Genomic DNA, 17,256 nt, shown 5'->3' on the forward strand with positions numbered 1-17,256 from the left:
AATATATTGTTTATTAAAGGAGCGTTTATTTATGCCATCATTCCAATCCCTTATTGAATTTTGTCAGGATGACTGGAATCGCTATATCCAGCATGATTTTGTGCAGCAATTGGGCAAGGGAACGTTAGATAAATCCTGCTTTCAGCATTATTTAAAACAGGATTATCTTTTTTTGATTCAGTTTTCCCGCGCATGGGGGCTTGCGGTTTATAAAAGCCACGATATTTTTGAGATACGGCAGGCTTTAGCTGGTCTTAAAGCTATTGTTGAGATTGAACTGGATTTGCATATTCAGTACTGCAAGCAATGGGGCATAAGCAAACAGGAGCTTGATAATTTGCCGGAAGCTAAGGCCAATATTGCTTATACGCGTTATATGCTTGATGCAGGACAGCAGGGTGATCTGCTGGATTTGCATATTGCACTGGCGCCCTGCCTGATTGGCTATGGCATGCTTGCACGTTGGATTCAGGAACAATCATGGTATCTGGCACATAATAATCCTTATCTGAGCTGGATAGAGATGTATACAGGTGATGAATTTCATGCAGCCATGCAAACAGAGATTAACTGGATTAATCAGCGTTTGGCCAAGATTGATTTGCAGCGTTTTGAGCAGCTGGCGAAAATTTTTACCAAAGCAACACGATTAGAGGCTGATTTCTGGCAAATGGGTCTGGATAAAAGCTATTAGCAGTATCGATTTTTCTGTCAGCATGAATGCTGGAAAAGTTAATCATTAGATGATACTAACTAGGAATAATTCTGTGTGATTGAATTATCCTTTGTATTTTCCTGAATTGATTCCCGATATTCTACTTATAAAAGTATATTACCGATAATTCAATGTGAGTTATGAGTATTGGTTCTTGCTGATATTTCCAGATTGGCATGTTGCGCCATTGGCAGACTTTTAATTATCCGTTTTAAGCCTGAATTTTAAATCCGTATTGCGATTTAAACGTTTATCAGGCAGGGTAATCGATACTTGCACCTGCTATTATTTGTCTGTTTCAATAGTTTAATAGTGTGGCGGGATTTCATTCGCCGGATTAAATGGTTCGTTACTGCTATCTGCTTTATCCGGCAGGCGCTGGTAAAGCAGGCGCAGTTGTGCCTGTTGTAAATCTAAGGTTTGTTGCAGCCGGGCTATGGTATCGCTCAGACTCTGGATGGTTTCTTCCTGCAATGCGCTTTGTATTTCCAGCTCTTCGATGCGGTGCTGTAATTCCATATGTGCTTCATGCATGTTGTTTTCCATAGTGCGGCTATTTAGTCGGTAAATCTGATTTGCGTTTTATTATCTATAATGAAAAAAACCTGAGCAATAAACTGCTCAGGTTTTTCAAACCAGTATGAAACAATTATTTCAGTTTGGTTTCTTTGTACAATACATGTTTACGCACTACTGGATCGAATTTTTTGATTTCGAATTTGCCAGACATGGTGCGTTTGTTTTTGGTAGTGGTGTAGAAATGGCCAGTACCAGCAGATGATTCCAGTTTGATTTTGTCGCGCATTGCTCTATCCTTAAATCACTATATGATTAAGCTTCACCGCGAGCGCGCAGGTCGGCCAATACTACTTCAATACCTAATTTGTCGATGGTGCGCAGAGCGGCGTTAGAAACGCGCAGACGAACCCAACGGTTTTCACTTTCAACCCAGAAACGACGTGATTGCAGGTTAGGCAAGAAACGGCGTTTGGTTTTGTTGTTGGCGTGTGACACGTTGTTGCCACTCATCGGGCGCTTACCGGTCACTTTACATACACGTGCCATGGTTAACTCCAAACTTCTAATAATTTTGTAAAACGCGATTTATACCATGAAAAGCGGAATCTATTCAAGGGTTAAATCATTTTGTATAGCACGAGCAGGTAAAAATGTTGCTGTTAAATCAGGCATTGGCTGCTATAGCCTTGTCCGTATACTGGCTGGCTAACATGTTCAGATGCTAACCAGCACTATATTTTCAGCATGCTGCCCGCGCTGCTAAAAGGATAGCAGGAGTAATGCTGCCATCCTGATTGAGGTCACAATTACTGCACCGTTGTCGTAGTGGTGGTCGTTGTTGTGGTTACGGTAGTGTTTGCAGCAGGTGCTACTGTTTGCTGTTTCAGGCCACCACCCAGTGCTTTATAGATGTCAGCACGGTTTTCCAGCAGGGTTTGCTGGGTACGGAGCAATGCCTGCTGAGCAGCGTAGCTGTCGCGCTCGGCGTCTAGCTGTTCCAGTGAGCTGGCGATGCCGTGTTTGTAACGCAGCTGGGTAAGTTTGTAACGGTTGGTTTGTGCCTGTTCGCCATGCAGTTTCGCTTCATACTGCTTTTTAAGCGAATCACGTGCTACCAGTGCATCAGCCACATCACGGAAAGCAGCCTGTACTGTTTGCTCATACTGTGCCACGGCGATGTTTTTACGTGCAGTGGCTAAATCCAGATTACCTTTGTTTTGCCCCCAGGTGAAAATCGGCAGGGTAATCTGCGGTGTAAAGCTCCATGTGCGGTTTGGACCATTGAATAGATGGCCAATATCGTTGCTGCCAGAGCCAATGCCGCCAATCAGGCTGATACGCGGGAAAAATGCTGCCCGGGCAGCACCAATATTGGCATTGGCAGATTTAAGCGCAAATTCGGCTGCACGCACATCCGGCCGCTGATACAGAATGGTAGACGGCAAGCCTACTGGCAATTCTGCATTAACAAACTGCCGGCTTAGTGGCGCTGCTGCGGGCAGGTCATCTGGCAGTGGTTTGCCTACCAGCAAGGTTAAGGCATTATGCGCCTGATCACGCGCCTGTTTAGCTGCTGCATAATCTGCACGGGCAGTTTCGATTTGCGCTTCGGCTACATCTACTTCTACCTGTGAAATCACACCCGCTTTGAATTGCAGGTCAGTGAGGCGTTTGCTTTCTTCACGTGACATGAGTACGCGGCTGGATAAATCCATTTGTGCCTGTGCAATGCGCTCATTAAAGTAGGCTTTGGCCACGCTGGCTATCAGGCTAATCTGGGTGGAATCGCGCACCTGTTTCTGCTGGAAATACTGATTCAGGGCTGCATCAGACAGGCTTTTTACCCGTCCGAACAAGTCCAGCTCGAATGCGGTAACGCCCAAGCCAACATTATATGATTCAGCAATATAGCTGGTTTGCTGGCCAGTAGCATCACGCACGGCACTTAAATCCCGTGCGACACGGGAACGGCCGCCATTGCCAGTAGCCGCCAGCGCCGGCAGACGGTCGGCACGCTGGATAACATATTGTGCACGTACCGCTTCTACGTTTAAGGCGGCCACACGTAAATCACGGTTATTGGTCAAGGCCAGACTGATAATCTGTTTCAAACGTTCATCAGCAAAGTAATCCTGCCAGCCCAGATTGGCCGCAGCCACGGCACCAGCCTGCTGGTCGCTGACGGCGGCACGGGGAAAGGTTTCTGCCATTTCTACTTGCGGCTGGTGGTAGCGCGGTGCCATTGAGCAGGCAGACATTACCCCGGCAATTAATGCAGCCAGCAGGGTAGGTTTTACTATGTGTTTCATACTTTATCCTCTTTGTCTGTCTGGTCGGCTGGCTGTACGGTGGCACTGCCATCACTATTTACAGTAATCGGCAGGTTTTTGCCATTGTCAGGCACATTATCATCTTTGTCGTTCTTTTTTCTGCTGAACAGGCTACGTACAGTTGAATAGAACACGGGCACAAAGAATAAGGCCAGACAGGTGCCTACTAACATCCCCCACAATACGCTGGTACCAATTGCGCGCTGACTGGCAGAAGAGGCGCCACTGGCGAAATACAACGGTACTACGCCCATGATGAAGGCGATAGAGGTCATCAGAATCGGGCGGAAACGCAGGTGAGCAGCAGCCAGTGCGGCTTCCAGCGGGGATTTACCCTGCTCTTGCAGCTCTTTGGCAAATTCCACAATCAGAATGGCGTTTTTGGCACTCAAACCAATTACGGTAATCAGCCCCACCTGAAAATAGACGTCGTTTTCCATGCCACGCAGCCATGTACCCAATACCACGCCAAGCAAACCCAGCGGTACGACCAGCATGACAGACAATGGGATTGTCCAGCTTTCGTACAGTGCGGCCAGACAGAGGAATACTGCCAGCAGGGAGAACATATAGAGGACGGTAGACTGGTTACCGGCGTCTTTTTCCTCTTTGGACAGGCCTGTCCATTCATAACCAAAGCCATCCGGCAGTTTGCTGGCCATTTTTTCCATTTCGGCCATGGCATCACCAGTACTGTAACCCGGAGCTGCATTACCGGTAATAGACATGGCGGTATAACCGTTATAGCGAACAGTTTGCGCCGGACCGGTGATCCAGTGGGTTTTCATAATGCCGGACAGCGGTACGGATTGTCCCTGTGCATTGTTAACTGTGAGTTTGCTCAGGTCTTCTGTTGTCATGCGAGAGGCCACATCAGCCTGCACAATCACACGCTGCATACGCCCTTTGTTCGGGAAGTCGTTTACGTAGTTGGAACCCAGCGCCGTACTCAATACGGTGGTGATATCACTAAATGAGACACCTTGTGCATTGGCGGCATCACGGTCAATATCAATCTGCAATTGTGGTTCGTCTTCCATGCCATCGGGGCGTACCTGTGTCAGCACTTTGCTTTCACGCGCCATACCCAGTAGCTGGTTACGTGCTGCCAGTAATGCTTCATGGCCTTTACCACCACGATCCTGCAGACGGAAGCTGAAGCCGGTACTGGTACCCAGTTCAGGAATGGATGGTGGTACCAGTGCAAAGATATAACCATCACGAACCGAACCCATCATGGCGCCGGTAATGCGTTTGGCCAGTGAGTTGGCACTGTGTTCTGCGCCGTCACGTTCAGACCAGTCTTTCAGTACCAGAAAGCTCAAACCTACGTTTTGTCCCTGACCGGTCATACTGAAGCCCAATATTGATACCATGTTTTTCACTTCAGGCTGATGGAGGGTGAAATCTTCCATCTTCTTGAATGTCTCCAGTGTACGATGCTGAGTAGCGCCCGGTGGTAACTGAACCAAACCGATAGAATAACCCTGATCTTCTTCCGGCAGGAATGAAGTCGGCAGACGTCCCATTACAAACAGTGCACAGCCGGTAATAATGACGTAGATGATAAACATGCGCACACTGCGATGCAGTACATAGGCAACTTTGGATTCGTATTTTTTGGTACCACTGTTAAATTTGCGGTTAAACCAGCCATAGAAGCCTTTTTTCTCGGCCTCGTGTTCGGCAATCGGCTTGAGCAAAGTGGCGCACAGAGCCGGTGTCAAAGACAGTGCCAGAAAAGCAGAGAAGAAGATGGCCACTGACATAACGATGGAGAACTGGCGGTAAATATTACCGGTAGAACCAGAGAAAAACGCCATCGGGATAAATACGGTAATCAGTACTACGGTAATACCTACCACGGCGCCGGAAATCTGTCCCATGGCTTTTTCAGTAGCCGGTTTGGGCAGCAAATGCTCTTCCGCCATAATACGCTCAACGTTTTCCACCACCACAATGGCATCATCGACCACAATACCAATTACCAGCACCATGGCAAACATGGTCAGTACGTTAATCGACAGGCCGGCAAAATACATGATGGAAAAGGCACCCAGCAAGGCAATCGGCACCACAATGGTCGGAATCAGGGTGTAGCGGATGTTTTGCAGGAACAGCAGCATTACCAGGAATACCAGCACAATGGCCTCTACCAGTGTATGTACCACTTTTTCAATGGAAATACTCACGAAAGTAGAGCTGTCGTATGGTGCAGACCAGCTCATGCCAGCCGGGAAATACTTCTGCAAATCAGCCAGTTTGGCCTTAACTGCATTGGCTGTTGCCAGTGCATTACCTTTGGAGGTTAGCTGAATACCGGCACCTACCACGTCTTTACCATTCAGACGCGCACCAGTAGAGTAATCCTGTTTACCCAGCTCTACCCGGGCAACGTCTTTCAGGCGTACCAGTGAACCATCGGTATTGGCTTTGACAATAATATTTTCAAACTGTTCAACTGTTTTTAGCTGGCCGGGAACGACAATGGTCGCTGTAGTCTGAATATTGTCAGGAGAAGGCAAGGCACCCAAGCTACCGGCAGAAATCTGCTGGTTTTGTGCAGCTACCGCAGCATTAACCGCTGCCGGTGTCAGATTCACACTGCGTAATTTGTCTGAATCCAGCCAGATACGTATGGCACGTTCGGAACCGAACACCATTACGTTACCCACACCATCAATACGCTGCAATTCCGGCTGAATGTTACGTGCCACGTAATCTGCCATGTCTGCCGGTGTCAGATTGGGATTATCACTGGTATACATGGTTACCATCAGGAAGTTACTGCGTGATTTGGCAATCTGTACACCAGTCTGTTTCACCATGGCTGGCAAACGCGGTTCTGCCCGTGACAGGGCATTCTGCACATTCATCTGGGCGATATCGTCATCGGTACCCGGATAGAAAGTTAAGGTTAATGTACCTGTACCATTGGACAGCGATTTGGCCTCCATATAGTCCAGATTTTCCAGACCATTCATCTCGCGTTCAATACGCGATAATACGGTATCTTCAATAGTCTGGGCATCGGCACCCGGATAGGCAATGGTCAGGGTAATAGAGGGAGGTGCTACGGTTGGATACTGGGCAACAGGTAGCTTGGTAATACACACTATACCGGCAATGATGATGAACAGCGCCACCACCCATGCAAAAATCGGTCGGTTAATAAAAAATCGTGACATATTACATATTCCTTACTTGGCCTGAGAGGCAGATGCCGCAGAGGCCTTGGGTGCAGAAGCTGCCTGAGCAGGAGCGCCTGCCGGTGCACTGGCTGATGCCGGTTTCCACGGCTGAGTCTGAACTTTCTTCGCACCGGTTAACTGTACCAGTGCCAGACCATCCATCGCCACTTTGTCACCAGCACGCAAGCCACCGCTGATTACCCAGTCTGTGCCCTTTTGCTGTACAACAGTTACCGGACGAACAGCCAGACTGCCATCAGCATTAACCACAGTAACCGTATCACCACTGGCACCACGGGTTACTGCCTGCTGCGGCAATACGATGGCATTCTGAATTTCAGCTTGCGGAATTTCTACCCGTACAAACTGGCCGGGCAATAGCATATCATTATCATTTGGAATTTCGGCACGTACTTTAACTTCACCAGTGCCCTCATCCACTGTCATGTCGGTAAACAGCAGACGGCCTTTTTGTGGGTATTCGCTGCCATCATCCAGCTTGATGGCCACTTCGACGGCGCCATTGATGGTTTTCATTCTGCCCGCAGCAATATCCTGACGGATTTTCATTGCCTGTGCGGCAGTCTGGTTCAGGTCAACATATAAGGTATGGGTTTGCTGAATCAAAGCCAGCTTGGTAACATCATTCTGGCCAACCAGTGCACCTTCGGTAACCAATGCCTTACCAATACGTCCTGAAATCGGGGCACGTACATAGGCATAGCCTACATTAATCTGTGCCGATTTAATCGCGGCCTGTGCACTGTCAATTTGTGCATGTGCCAGACGCTGTTGTGCAATCGCCTGATCAAATTCCTGTTTACTGATGGCATTGGCGGCTACCAGTGGACGATAGCGGACAACGTCGGCATCAGCTTTGGCTGCATTGGCCTGTGCGGTTGCTAAACTGGCACGGGCAGATTGCAGGGAGGCCAGATAAGGCGCATTGTCAATCTGGAACAGTGGCTGCCCTTCTTTAACATAGGTGCCCTCTGTAAATAAGCGTTTCAACAAGATACCAGCAACACGGGCACGTACTTCTGACTCGCGAATCGGTTTTAAACGGCCGGTCAGCTCGGTATCTACAGTTACTGTTTCCGGATGTACAGTCAGCACGCTGACCATTGGCGCTTGTGGCGCTGGTGCATTGTCTTTTTTGCCACAGGCAGCTAATGCCAGCGCACTAGCAAGTACTATCGCACTGATGCGCCATTTATCTGCTCTTCGACTCGTTCCCATACTCACCTCAATATGTGCATATATAATTAAAAATTAAATGAATTTGTACTCTGTTGCGCTAAAAAATATGACACAAATAGCGCCGATGTCGACACCTCGAACGGCCGGAACAGAAACATCAGGCGGTCTGCAATGCGACAACAGACGATTAAATAAAAATAGCTTTACGCTGCGCATTATACATGCAACAATGTATGTATACCAGATGTAATAAATTTAATACTTTAGTTATTTTAATCAAAATAATCTGTGCCAATCTGGATTAAGCACAGATTTGCCTAAATTTAATTTACAGATTAACGGAAATTTATTATGCGCAAGACCAAAGAGGAATCCCTGCAAACTAAAGAGGCTCTCATGGCTGCGGCACTGGACATATTTTATCGGCGCGGTGTAAGCCGTGCTTCACTGCAAGAGATTGCCAGCGCAGCCGGTGTAACCCGTGGTGCTTTATACTGGCATTTTAAAAATAAAGAAGACCTGTTTGACGCTTTATTCCAACAGGTTTTCAGCAAATTGAGCGAGCAGCTGCAACATGATATCGACACCAGCTCTCCAAATGCATTAAACAATCTGATGGAGGCGTTAAAACAGATGTTTCAGCGCATGGCTACTAACGATAATTACCGTAAATTCTGCTACATATTACATCGGAATTGTGAACACACTACAGACAACAGTGCCATAGTTGCGCTGTTGCAAAAATACCAAAATTTATGGTGGCAGAACTTGTGTGCTGTGTTTCAGGTGTGCTGCCAGCAACATATTCTGCCAGCAAATATCAATATTCAGCAGGCTGCCCTGTACTTTCAGGCACTGTTCATGGGGCTGACCAACTTATGGCTAACTGATCCGCATAATATAGATATTACAAGCATTGCACCCAATTTTATTAATATTGCGCTTGAGTCACTGCAACATAACCCGAATCTGCGCCAATAACTTGCTGGCAAACATGTCAATTTAAAGCACAAATGCCACACTGCCAGACAGGATATAATTATGGCGACTGCCTGCACTGTCTGGCCTGACTGATAACTGCTGGCAATTAATTAATCATCATCACGTACTCGTAATAACATTACCGGAATATCAGACTGGCGCAAAACACCCTCCGCTACCGAACCCATTAAAATATGCATAAAGCCACTAAAGCCATGGGTGCCCATCACCAGTAAATCTACATTATGTTCGGTAGCTTCCTGAATCAGCATATCGGCCACCTTATCACCGGCGCTTTCCACCACCTCAATCTCATACTGCAAGCCTGATTCTGTAAGCAGCTTTTCTGCCTGCTCCAAACCTTTCTTGCCAGCAGCATTCACGGCCTTGCGTACTTCTTCAGAAGGCAGTGCTCCTACCCCACCCCAGCTAAATTGCGCCAGATCCACAACATTAACCACACGCAAGACAGCATTACACAATCTGGCCAGCATGATTGCTTCCTGCAACGCACGTATAGCGGCTGCGCTTTCATCTACTGGTACCATAATTTTGTGATACATCGTTATACTCCTTGCTCAATAAACCATGACCTTGTTTGTAATAAACTGAAAAACAACAATATAACCAGAAAAATACCGGCAAAGCTTAGCACAAATGTGTCTGGTACAAATACCAGCCAACCACAGACTGTTGCAAAAAATGCTACCATCCGGCCTGAATCTAGGAAGGATAATCCATGAGCCGTATACATATCGAACCACCTGAACACTGGCTGTTTCATACCCGCATCAGTGTACATATTGGCGACATTAATTACGGTAACCATCTGGCCAATGATGCCGTACTGCGCCTGTGCCATGAAGCACGCCTGCGTTTGCTGGCTTCTTTAGGCTTTAGTGAAATGGATGTGGGTGGCACCGGCCTGATTATGCTGGATGCAGCTCTGCAATTTCAGGGACAGAGCTTTTATGGCGACGAGCTAGACTTTGATTTAGGTATAATCGGCCTGAGTAATACTGGTTTCAGCCTGATTTACCGCATTCGCCGAGCCAATGATGGCGCAGCCATTGCCATGGTAAAGACTGGTATGGCCTTTTTTAATTATCAGCGTCAGCGTATCAGCCGCACGCCGGAAATTTTTCGCAACACCCTTGCACAGAGTTATTAAATGCAGCCAGTACCACCCCCTAATTGGATACTATGGAATGAATTTTTCCAGCACCTACAGCAGCGCGGCTTATCACCTTTAACCAGCACTGCCTATAGCCGTGATCTGATTCAGCTAAGTCAGATTTTGCCCGCTGACCTTACCTCCGCCTGCGTTACCCGTCTGCATCTGGTTGGCGCACTGAAAAAGCTCAGCGGCATGGGTGATAAGCCTGCTTCACTGGCGCGCAAACTCAGCACATGGCGTACTTACTTTAATTTTCTGCAACGACAGGGACAAATTACTGCCAATCCTACCAGCAACATTAAAGCACCCAAAGCCGGCGCCCGCTTACCCAAAGCGGTACCAGCAGAAAAACTCAATCACTCTTTTGACCAGCCTACCGCTAATGACCCCTTATCACTGCGCGATCAGGCTATTTTCGAGCTGCTATATGGCAGTGGTTTACGCTTGGGCGAACTGGTACAACTGGATTTACACCACCTGATACTGGATGAACGCTGGGTACAAGTGCAAGGTAAAGGCAACAAACAGCGTCAGGTTCCCTTAGGGCAAAAAAGTATCGTGGCCTTACAGCGCTATCTGCCCCATCGCTACGCAGTTGCCGGCGAAAATGCGGTCTTTACCAGCCAGCGTGGCACACGCCTGAGTGCGCGCCAAATTCAGAATCGCCTGAATGTCTGGTCGATTACCCACGACAGTGACCGCCACCTATCTCCGCATATGCTGCGGCACAGTTTTGCCAGCCATGTGTTACAAAGTGCTCACGATATCCGTGCTGTACAGGAGCTGCTCGGCCATAAATCCATCAGCACCACCCAGCAATACACCAAACTGGACTTCAACCATCTGGCACAGATTTATGACAGTACCCATCCACGCGCCAAACGCCGTAACAAATAGCCGTTTGATATCTGAACCTGTTTATACTTAGTCAAACTCAATCCATAATTGTCATTATCGTTTTGCTGAACATTCTGGGACAGTTATTCCCAGTGCACGAGATACTGCTTATCAGCAAAACTGCCCAAAATCATTCTTTATCTGGGCAACGTTATGTCAATGACTATGGTAGATGCACACAAGCCCACATCAAATATGCCATTATAATTATTTTACAGCATCAGATACTACTTACTCTGTGCTCACTGATCTGGCAGTTTTCATGACCACAAAGAGTATGGCAAATTGGGGCTTAAATATAATAGGCTAGGTATTATTCGATGTAATAAAAAGAAAAATATACTCTTCAACTCGAATTGTTTCAGCTATTTGCTATTATTTATTAACCAGTCAGACCTAATTAAATTTCACTTAAAAAAACTGAACAACTCAACTACCAAGCTTTTTAAGTAATGCCGCCAATCGACCGGACGCATTTTTATACGGAGAAGATGTATTCAGTTGAATCATTCGTCCTCGCGTGTATTTACCACACCAAGTAACCCCATATAAAGCTTCATTACTAAGGCCTTCAATGAGCTTGATTATGTCATTTTTATTTTTGTCCAAAAGACGAAGTAACGCATTATAATCATCTATATTTTTGTAGTCACAATAAAACTTCTGCGCTAATTGTCCTAATTCATTCCATTTAAAACCAACTTCAGGAAAAATGATTTCCTGCCCTTTCTCTTCCTGAGCATGCCAAGACAATACCAATTCTCCCCAGCCAATTAAATAAGAAACCAATTGTGCCACACTCATCATACTGCCTTTAACATGTCCCTGCATAAGAGGTTCAAATGCCTTTTGCGCAGGAACAGACATCAATTTTTTGATTAACAATGCATAATTCTTATTAATCGCTTCTATTAATTCATTTTTGGATTCAGGTATTGCCATAATCTCCTCCCAATGGTCTATTCTGCATATTTCTCACTATTCTGTTCTATACCGCGCACAATAATTCTACTGCCTGTTGCAGTGTTTCCTGTCGCTTGGCAAAACATACCCGCACACACTGCTGACTAAAACCATCATGATAAAATGCTGCCAAAGGTATTGTGGCCAGCCGGTGCTTAATCACTAGCTCACGCACAAACTCATTTTCTGGCGCAGAACTGATGGCACTGTAATCCAGCACAATAAAATACGTTCCCTGAGGCACATACACCCTAAAGCGCGAATCATGCAAACCGGCCAGCAGAAAATCACGTTTCTGCTGGAAAAACCGGCCTAAATTTTCATAGTGTGACGCATCGGCCAGATAATCGGCAATAGCATATTGCGTGGGTGTATGCACACTAAACACATTAAACTGGTGCACCTTGCGAAATTCAGCCATGAGTGCCGGTGCAGCCACACAATAACCTACCTTCCAACCAGTTGCATGTAACAGCTTACCAAACGAACCAACAACAAAAGTCCGCTCGCGCAACAACGGATGTTTTAACAGAGTTTGTGGCTGAATATCGTCAAAAACCAGATGCTCATACACCTCATCACTTAACACAAAAACATTATTGTCCTGCACTACCTCTGCCAAAGCAGCAATGTCAGCCATACTGAATACCCGACAAGCCGGATTATTCGGATTATTCACAATAATCAGTCGCGTACGCGGCGTTATTAATGATTTAACATAATCCCAGTCTATAGCGAATTCCGGCGCAGTCAGCCGTACTGGTATCATTTTTCCACCAAACAAGGTTACTGCTGGTGCATAGCAATCATAAGCAGGTTCAAAACTGATTACCTCATCACCCGGGCGAATCAGCGCAGCAATGGTTGTAAAAATCGCCTGAGTTCCCCCCGCAGTAACCGTAATTTCCTGCTCAGCATCGACAGTCAGCCCATGCACCCGCTGAAACTTCGCCTGAATACGCTCACGTAACACAGCCACACCAGTCATCGGCGCATATTGATTATTACCAGCACCTAAATAATGCTCAGCCAGCCCGATTAACTTCGGATCAACCGCATAATCAGGAAATCCCTGTGACAAATTCAGCGCCCCATGTTCTGCCGCCAGTGCCGACATCACACTAAAAATCGTTGTCCCTACAGCTGGTAATTTAGAGTCCAGAGTCAACATCATTTACACCAGAAAAAAAGAAACATCATATAGACACATACTTAACTTAACAATAAATTTATATTTCAAAACAAAAATAGTACAATTAGTTACCAAGTAGGAATAAACCCAATAACCTCATAAACCAACAGTACTCACATTATGAAAAAAATTATTTTAGTATTATGTCTTAATCTTGGTCTGACTACCCCGGCCATGGCCGAACATGCCCACTGGGGTTATCAAGGCGATAATGCCCCGGAAAACTGGGGTAAAATGGCTGATGCGCAAACTTGCGCCACTGGCAAAACCCAATCCCCGATTGATATATTGGCCAGCAAAACCAACCGGAAATTACCCAAACTGAAATTTAACTATCGTCATGCCAACATTAACAAAATAGCCAACAGCGGCCATTCAGTTCATTTTTACTTCGCCCCAAACAGCACCCTTACCTACAACAGCAAAACCTACACACTGGTTCAGTTTCACGCCCATGAACCAGCCGAGCACACCATCAATGGTGTACGCTATCCACTGGAATTACACTTTGTCCATCAGGCAGCCGATCACAGTAATCTTGTAGTTACCGTATTTGTGCAGGAAGGCCAAGAAAACTCCTATTTTGAAAAGCTGTCTGTATTCAAACAACTGGCTCAAAATGGCAATGAAAACACCGACATTTTATTTAATCCTGAACAACTTTACCCGCACAACCGTAGTTACTACCGCTATACCGGCTCACTGACCACCCCGCCATGCAGCGAACCAGTAACATGGATATTATTCCGGCAGCCCATTACCTTGTCGAAAGCAGAAATCGAAGACATCTCCCATTATCTGGCCAAAAATAATAATCGGCCTATCCAGCCACTCAACAACCGCATCATCGAAAACAACTAAATCCATACAACTAACTAACAGTCAGGCCTGGCCACATAACGCCTGACTGTTTTATATATCTGACACTAGCTATTTCCTGTATCTCAACGAAAATATTAGTTTACTAATTAAATATTTCCATACTAGTAACAAGATTCAGAACAACTGCCTCAATGAATCGTTCGTCCAAAATAATAACTGGCTGTTCGATATATTAGCCTATTACATCAACCGTGAAGCCACAACAGCAAATGCCCTCACAGCAACTGTGGCAACAACAAGGCACCACACTCAACCTCACCATCAACAACCAATAAATAATATTACCCCTATTTAGGTAAAACCGTATCCGAATCCGGCCGCGCTATACATTTCGGCCTCAATTTATCATTCTGATTGCAACATATTCTCTATCTACCAACTCAGATAAAAAACACTCAGACAGGCCTAATTACAACAATCCCCATAATCACCTTACAAATTAGCCAGCCCTCAACCAGAGAAAATGTTATTCTATTTACCAATCAACCTACTTAACTCGACCTACGGGCTTTCTGTATCCCTATAGCCTGCTACAAAGGAAAAACACATGCAAATTACCACTCTACTCTATCCAAATTTTGAAACACTGGATGTATTCGGTCCTGTAGAAATATTTGGTAAAGTACCAGATTGGAATATACAGTTTTACTCCCAAACCGGTGGCTCAATCAGCAATCAGGATGGCGTGTGCATTGCTACCGAAAGCTTTACTGCCATCCCAGCAAATATTGACACACTTTTTATCCCCGGCGGACAGGGCGCCCGCATCCTGATTCAGCACACCGATTTTATTAACCAGCTAAAGTTATTGGCACAAAAAAGCCAGTATGTACTAACCGTATGCACCGGCAGTGCCCTGCTGGCCAAAACAGGATTACTCAATGGACGACAGGCAACTTCCAACAAACGTGCCTTCGATTGGGTAAAAACCTCATCATCACAAACACATTGGGTAGAAAAAGCCAGATGGATAACAGACGGTAAATACTATACCTCTTCCGGTATCAGTGCCGGCATGGACATGGCCTTAGCATTCGTACAAGACAGAGTCGACAAAAATACCGCCCAACAAATTGCAACCAGAATCGAATATCACTGGCAGCAGGACAGCCAGCAGGATGAATTTTGTTCGAAATAAAGCACACCCGCCCTACCAGCAATAGTTAAATAACACATAAAGCATTATCATATTGGAGCAGAAAAATCGCCAACCTGATTTATCCGCAATCCAATCCTTTTTTATTTACACAGAATAATACCAGCCCGCAGTACCATAACTAACCCCAAACTACCCAATCGGAACTAACCAGGAATAAACCATGCTGTTAAACGAACAACAAAAAATTGGCCTGTTTTTCGTAGTACTGTATTCAATATTTTTTATCATGTTTATGCAGATACACCTCATGTCCGGGGTTATTTCTGGCTTACTCACCTATACCCTTACCCAGAAGCTCGAAGATTTTCTGGCCAGAAAAATGCACCGCTGGGGTAACAAAGCAAAACTGTTTTCCGTATTACTGCTCTCACTGCTCATCATGGTTTTACTCATTGGCGGCTTTGGCTATCTCATCAGCTGGGTCATCAGCGTAGCAAAAGACCCGCAACAAACCCTCACCCACATTCAAAACCTATTTAACAGCATTGCCAACTCCTTGCCTAAAGAACTGAGTAATTATCTGCCCGATAACCTGATTGAGCTACGTGCCAATGCGCTAAACTTCATCAAAGAACATGTCCTATATCTTCAGTCGGTAATCAAACAGCTATTCCACTCACTACTTATCATCATCATCGGTATGATTATCGGCTTAATAGCGGGCTATCAACAAAATAAACGCAACATCACCGAAACTCCATCCACTTCCACTATCTACATGCAGGCACTAAAAGATGGCCTCGACCGCCTGATACTGGTATTCCAGTACGTCGCATTCTCACAAGTCATGATCGCCCTGTTTAACACCATCATGACTGCCCTCTTCCTGCTTATTGTCTTACCCCTATTCGGCATCCATCTGCCATTTAGTAAAAGCCTGATACTTGCCACTTTCATACTTGGCTTGATACCCATCATCGGCAATCTGATAGTTAATACCATCATGTGTTTGGTTGCCTTTACCATTTCATTCTGGATTGCCGTAATCGTACTGACATACCTAATCATTATTCACAAAATCGAATATATACTGAATGCCAAAATAGTAGGCACCAAAATCCATGCCGGCATCTGTGAGCTGCTTATCGCCATGGTACTTTCCGAAACCCTGTTTGGCGTAATCGGCTTAGTATTTGCCCCTATTTTCTATGCCTTTTTGAAACTATCACTAAAACAGCTCAAAATCATTTAATTCAGCCCATCAATTCTTCTTTCTGCATTAAAACTCGACTATTTATCAAGAAATGTTTACTAAAAAAGCACCTCATCAGAGGTGCTTTTATTTGGTTGTATTGCTGAACAACTCTGTTTAGAACGTACATGTTATCCAGTCATATCCCCTGCATATCACGCTGGCACATTGCTCTCTACCAGCCCCAAATACCCGCCAATACCGGCAACATCGCTCGTACCTGTGCTGGTACTCATACCAGCCTGCATTAAAATGCTCAAACGCGCCGGGCTAGATTACTGGCCTCACGTAGACATTCATTACCATGACAGTCTGGAAGCCTTTATAGAGATGACGGAAGCTCAAACTAATGCACAGGTATATTTAATAGAAACGTATGGCACGCGCAATTACACTGAGTTTGATTTTAGTAATAGCTCACAGGAGATTTATTTTTTATTCGGCCGCGAAACAACTGGCCTGCCCACAGAATTCGCTCGGGCACGTAGCAATAACTGCCTGCGTATTCCCCAGTCGGAGCATATCCGCTCTCTGAACCTCTCCAATGCTGCCGCAATTGTGCTGTACGAGGCATTACGGCAGCAGGATTTTAATGGGCTTGGCTAATTCACTCTATACAGAGTAAGCACAAATACAAACAGCAGCACCAAGGCTGCTGTTATGTTTTGTATCAGGCATCCATAATCATTGCCTTCTAGCCTTTAGCCAAAGCAAGAAACCCGGCTGATCTTTCAACCGGGTTCTTCTTATGGGGAGTCTGGCGGTGTCCTACTTTCACATGGGCATCCATACTATCATCGGCGCTAGGTCGTTTCACGGTCCTGTTCGGGATGGGAAGGCGTGGGACCAACCCGCTAT

At 45.8% G+C, this 17,256-nt stretch carries 18 protein-coding genes and 1 rRNA gene; 9 read left to right on the plus strand and 10 right to left on the minus strand.

Annotation, left to right across the window (positions count from 1 at the left end):
* Positions 1 to 31: 31 nt before the first annotated feature.
* Positions 32 to 694: a thiaminase II gene (gene tenA / locus GYX26_RS04260; protein WP_174828234.1), complete on the plus strand. Its 663-nt coding sequence runs from the start codon at positions 32 to 34 to the stop codon at positions 692 to 694.
* 327 nt (positions 695 to 1,021) lie between these two features.
* Here the strand turns inward: tenA and GYX26_RS04265 are convergent, their stop codons facing one another.
* The 6 genes from GYX26_RS04265 to GYX26_RS04290 form a co-directional block, all read right to left on the minus strand.
* A complete protein-coding gene (locus tag GYX26_RS04265) occupies positions 1,022 to 1,249 on the minus strand; it encodes a SlyX family protein (protein ID WP_174828235.1) in 228 nt (75 codons plus the stop codon).
* Between the two features lie 115 nt (positions 1,250 to 1,364).
* On the minus strand, positions 1,365 to 1,520 hold the full coding sequence (rpmG, locus tag GYX26_RS04270; protein WP_025329834.1) for a 50S ribosomal protein L33: 156 nt from the start codon (positions 1,518 to 1,520) through the stop codon (positions 1,365 to 1,367).
* A 26-nt stretch (positions 1,521 to 1,546) separates the two neighbouring features.
* The gene (rpmB, locus tag GYX26_RS04275) at positions 1,547 to 1,780 is read right to left on the minus strand and encodes a 50S ribosomal protein L28 (RefSeq protein ID WP_037406798.1); all 234 of its coding nucleotides are present in this window, start codon (positions 1,778 to 1,780) and stop codon (positions 1,547 to 1,549) included.
* Positions 1,781 to 2,040: 260 nt separating this feature from the next.
* Positions 2,041 to 3,543, minus strand: coding sequence for an efflux transporter outer membrane subunit (locus tag GYX26_RS04280; RefSeq protein ID WP_174828236.1), 1,503 nt, complete (start codon positions 3,541 to 3,543; stop codon positions 2,041 to 2,043).
* Positions 3,540 to 6,752 (minus strand): efflux RND transporter permease subunit, encoded by a 3,213-nt coding sequence (locus GYX26_RS04285; RefSeq protein WP_174828237.1) that lies wholly within the window; start codon positions 6,750 to 6,752, stop codon positions 3,540 to 3,542. The genes GYX26_RS04280 and GYX26_RS04285 overlap by 4 nt, the downstream gene beginning before the upstream one ends.
* A gap of 12 nt (positions 6,753 to 6,764) precedes the next feature.
* Positions 6,765 to 7,994 (minus strand): efflux RND transporter periplasmic adaptor subunit, encoded by a 1,230-nt coding sequence (locus GYX26_RS04290; protein ID WP_174828238.1) that lies wholly within the window; start codon positions 7,992 to 7,994, stop codon positions 6,765 to 6,767.
* Between the two features lie 312 nt (positions 7,995 to 8,306).
* Between GYX26_RS04290 and GYX26_RS04295 the strand changes: the two genes are divergently transcribed.
* Entirely contained in the window at positions 8,307 to 8,936 is a 630-nt protein-coding gene (locus tag GYX26_RS04295; protein ID WP_174828239.1) for a TetR family transcriptional regulator, read from the plus strand.
* A 110-nt stretch (positions 8,937 to 9,046) separates the two neighbouring features.
* Here the strand turns inward: GYX26_RS04295 and GYX26_RS04300 are convergent, their stop codons facing one another.
* A complete protein-coding gene (locus tag GYX26_RS04300) occupies positions 9,047 to 9,499 on the minus strand; it encodes a universal stress protein (protein ID WP_100113540.1) in 453 nt (150 codons plus the stop codon).
* A gap of 176 nt (positions 9,500 to 9,675) precedes the next feature.
* Between GYX26_RS04300 and GYX26_RS04305 the strand changes: the two genes are divergently transcribed.
* Together GYX26_RS04305 and GYX26_RS04310 are read left to right on the plus strand one after the other, a co-directional pair.
* Positions 9,676 to 10,107, plus strand: a complete 432-nt coding sequence (locus tag GYX26_RS04305) for a thioesterase family protein (RefSeq protein WP_174828240.1) — start codon at positions 9,676 to 9,678, stop codon at positions 10,105 to 10,107.
* Complete coding sequence (locus tag GYX26_RS04310; RefSeq protein WP_174828241.1) at positions 10,108 to 11,010, plus strand: tyrosine-type recombinase/integrase; 903 nt, start codon at positions 10,108 to 10,110, stop codon at positions 11,008 to 11,010.
* Positions 11,011 to 11,439: 429 nt separating this feature from the next.
* Here GYX26_RS04310 and GYX26_RS04315 read toward each other — a convergent pair whose 3' ends face one another.
* Both GYX26_RS04315 and GYX26_RS04320 read right to left on the minus strand, forming a co-directional pair.
* Positions 11,440 to 11,952: a ClbS/DfsB family four-helix bundle protein gene (locus GYX26_RS04315; protein ID WP_174828242.1), complete on the minus strand. Its 513-nt coding sequence runs from the start codon at positions 11,950 to 11,952 to the stop codon at positions 11,440 to 11,442.
* Positions 11,953 to 11,998: 46 nt separating this feature from the next.
* A complete protein-coding gene (locus tag GYX26_RS04320) occupies positions 11,999 to 13,144 on the minus strand; it encodes a methionine aminotransferase (protein WP_202984281.1) in 1,146 nt (381 codons plus the stop codon).
* A 141-nt stretch (positions 13,145 to 13,285) separates the two neighbouring features.
* On the opposite strand from GYX26_RS04320, the gene GYX26_RS04325 reads away from it, so the two are divergent.
* The 5 genes from GYX26_RS04325 to GYX26_RS04340 all read left to right on the plus strand — a co-directional run bounded on the left by GYX26_RS04325 (position 13,286) and on the right by GYX26_RS04340 (position 17,004).
* Positions 13,286 to 14,026 (plus strand): carbonic anhydrase, encoded by a 741-nt coding sequence (locus tag GYX26_RS04325; RefSeq protein ID WP_174828244.1) that lies wholly within the window; start codon positions 13,286 to 13,288, stop codon positions 14,024 to 14,026.
* A gap of 568 nt (positions 14,027 to 14,594) precedes the next feature.
* Complete coding sequence (locus GYX26_RS04330) at positions 14,595 to 15,185, plus strand: DJ-1/PfpI family protein (RefSeq protein ID WP_174828245.1); 591 nt, start codon at positions 14,595 to 14,597, stop codon at positions 15,183 to 15,185.
* A 181-nt stretch (positions 15,186 to 15,366) separates the two neighbouring features.
* Positions 15,367 to 16,398 (plus strand): AI-2E family transporter, encoded by a 1,032-nt coding sequence (locus GYX26_RS04335; RefSeq protein ID WP_174828246.1) that lies wholly within the window; start codon positions 15,367 to 15,369, stop codon positions 16,396 to 16,398.
* 128 nt (positions 16,399 to 16,526) lie between these two features.
* Positions 16,527 to 16,649 carry a hypothetical protein gene (locus GYX26_RS11545; RefSeq protein ID WP_255453839.1) on the plus strand — a complete coding sequence of 41 codons (123 nt, stop codon included), beginning with the start codon at positions 16,527 to 16,529 and terminating at the stop codon, positions 16,647 to 16,649.
* Position 16,650: 1 nt separating this feature from the next.
* Entirely contained in the window at positions 16,651 to 17,004 is a 354-nt protein-coding gene (locus tag GYX26_RS04340; protein ID WP_238791226.1) for a tRNA (cytidine(34)-2'-O)-methyltransferase, read from the plus strand.
* Positions 17,005 to 17,153: 149 nt separating this feature from the next.
* On the opposite strand, the gene rrf is transcribed toward GYX26_RS04340, so the two are convergent.
* Positions 17,154 to 17,256, minus strand: a 5S ribosomal RNA gene (gene rrf, locus GYX26_RS04345); the annotation flags it as partial.

The sequence above is a fragment of the Snodgrassella sp. ESL0253 genome, from assembly GCF_013344965.1.
GTDB lineage: Bacteria > Pseudomonadota > Gammaproteobacteria > Burkholderiales > Neisseriaceae > Snodgrassella > Snodgrassella alvi_B.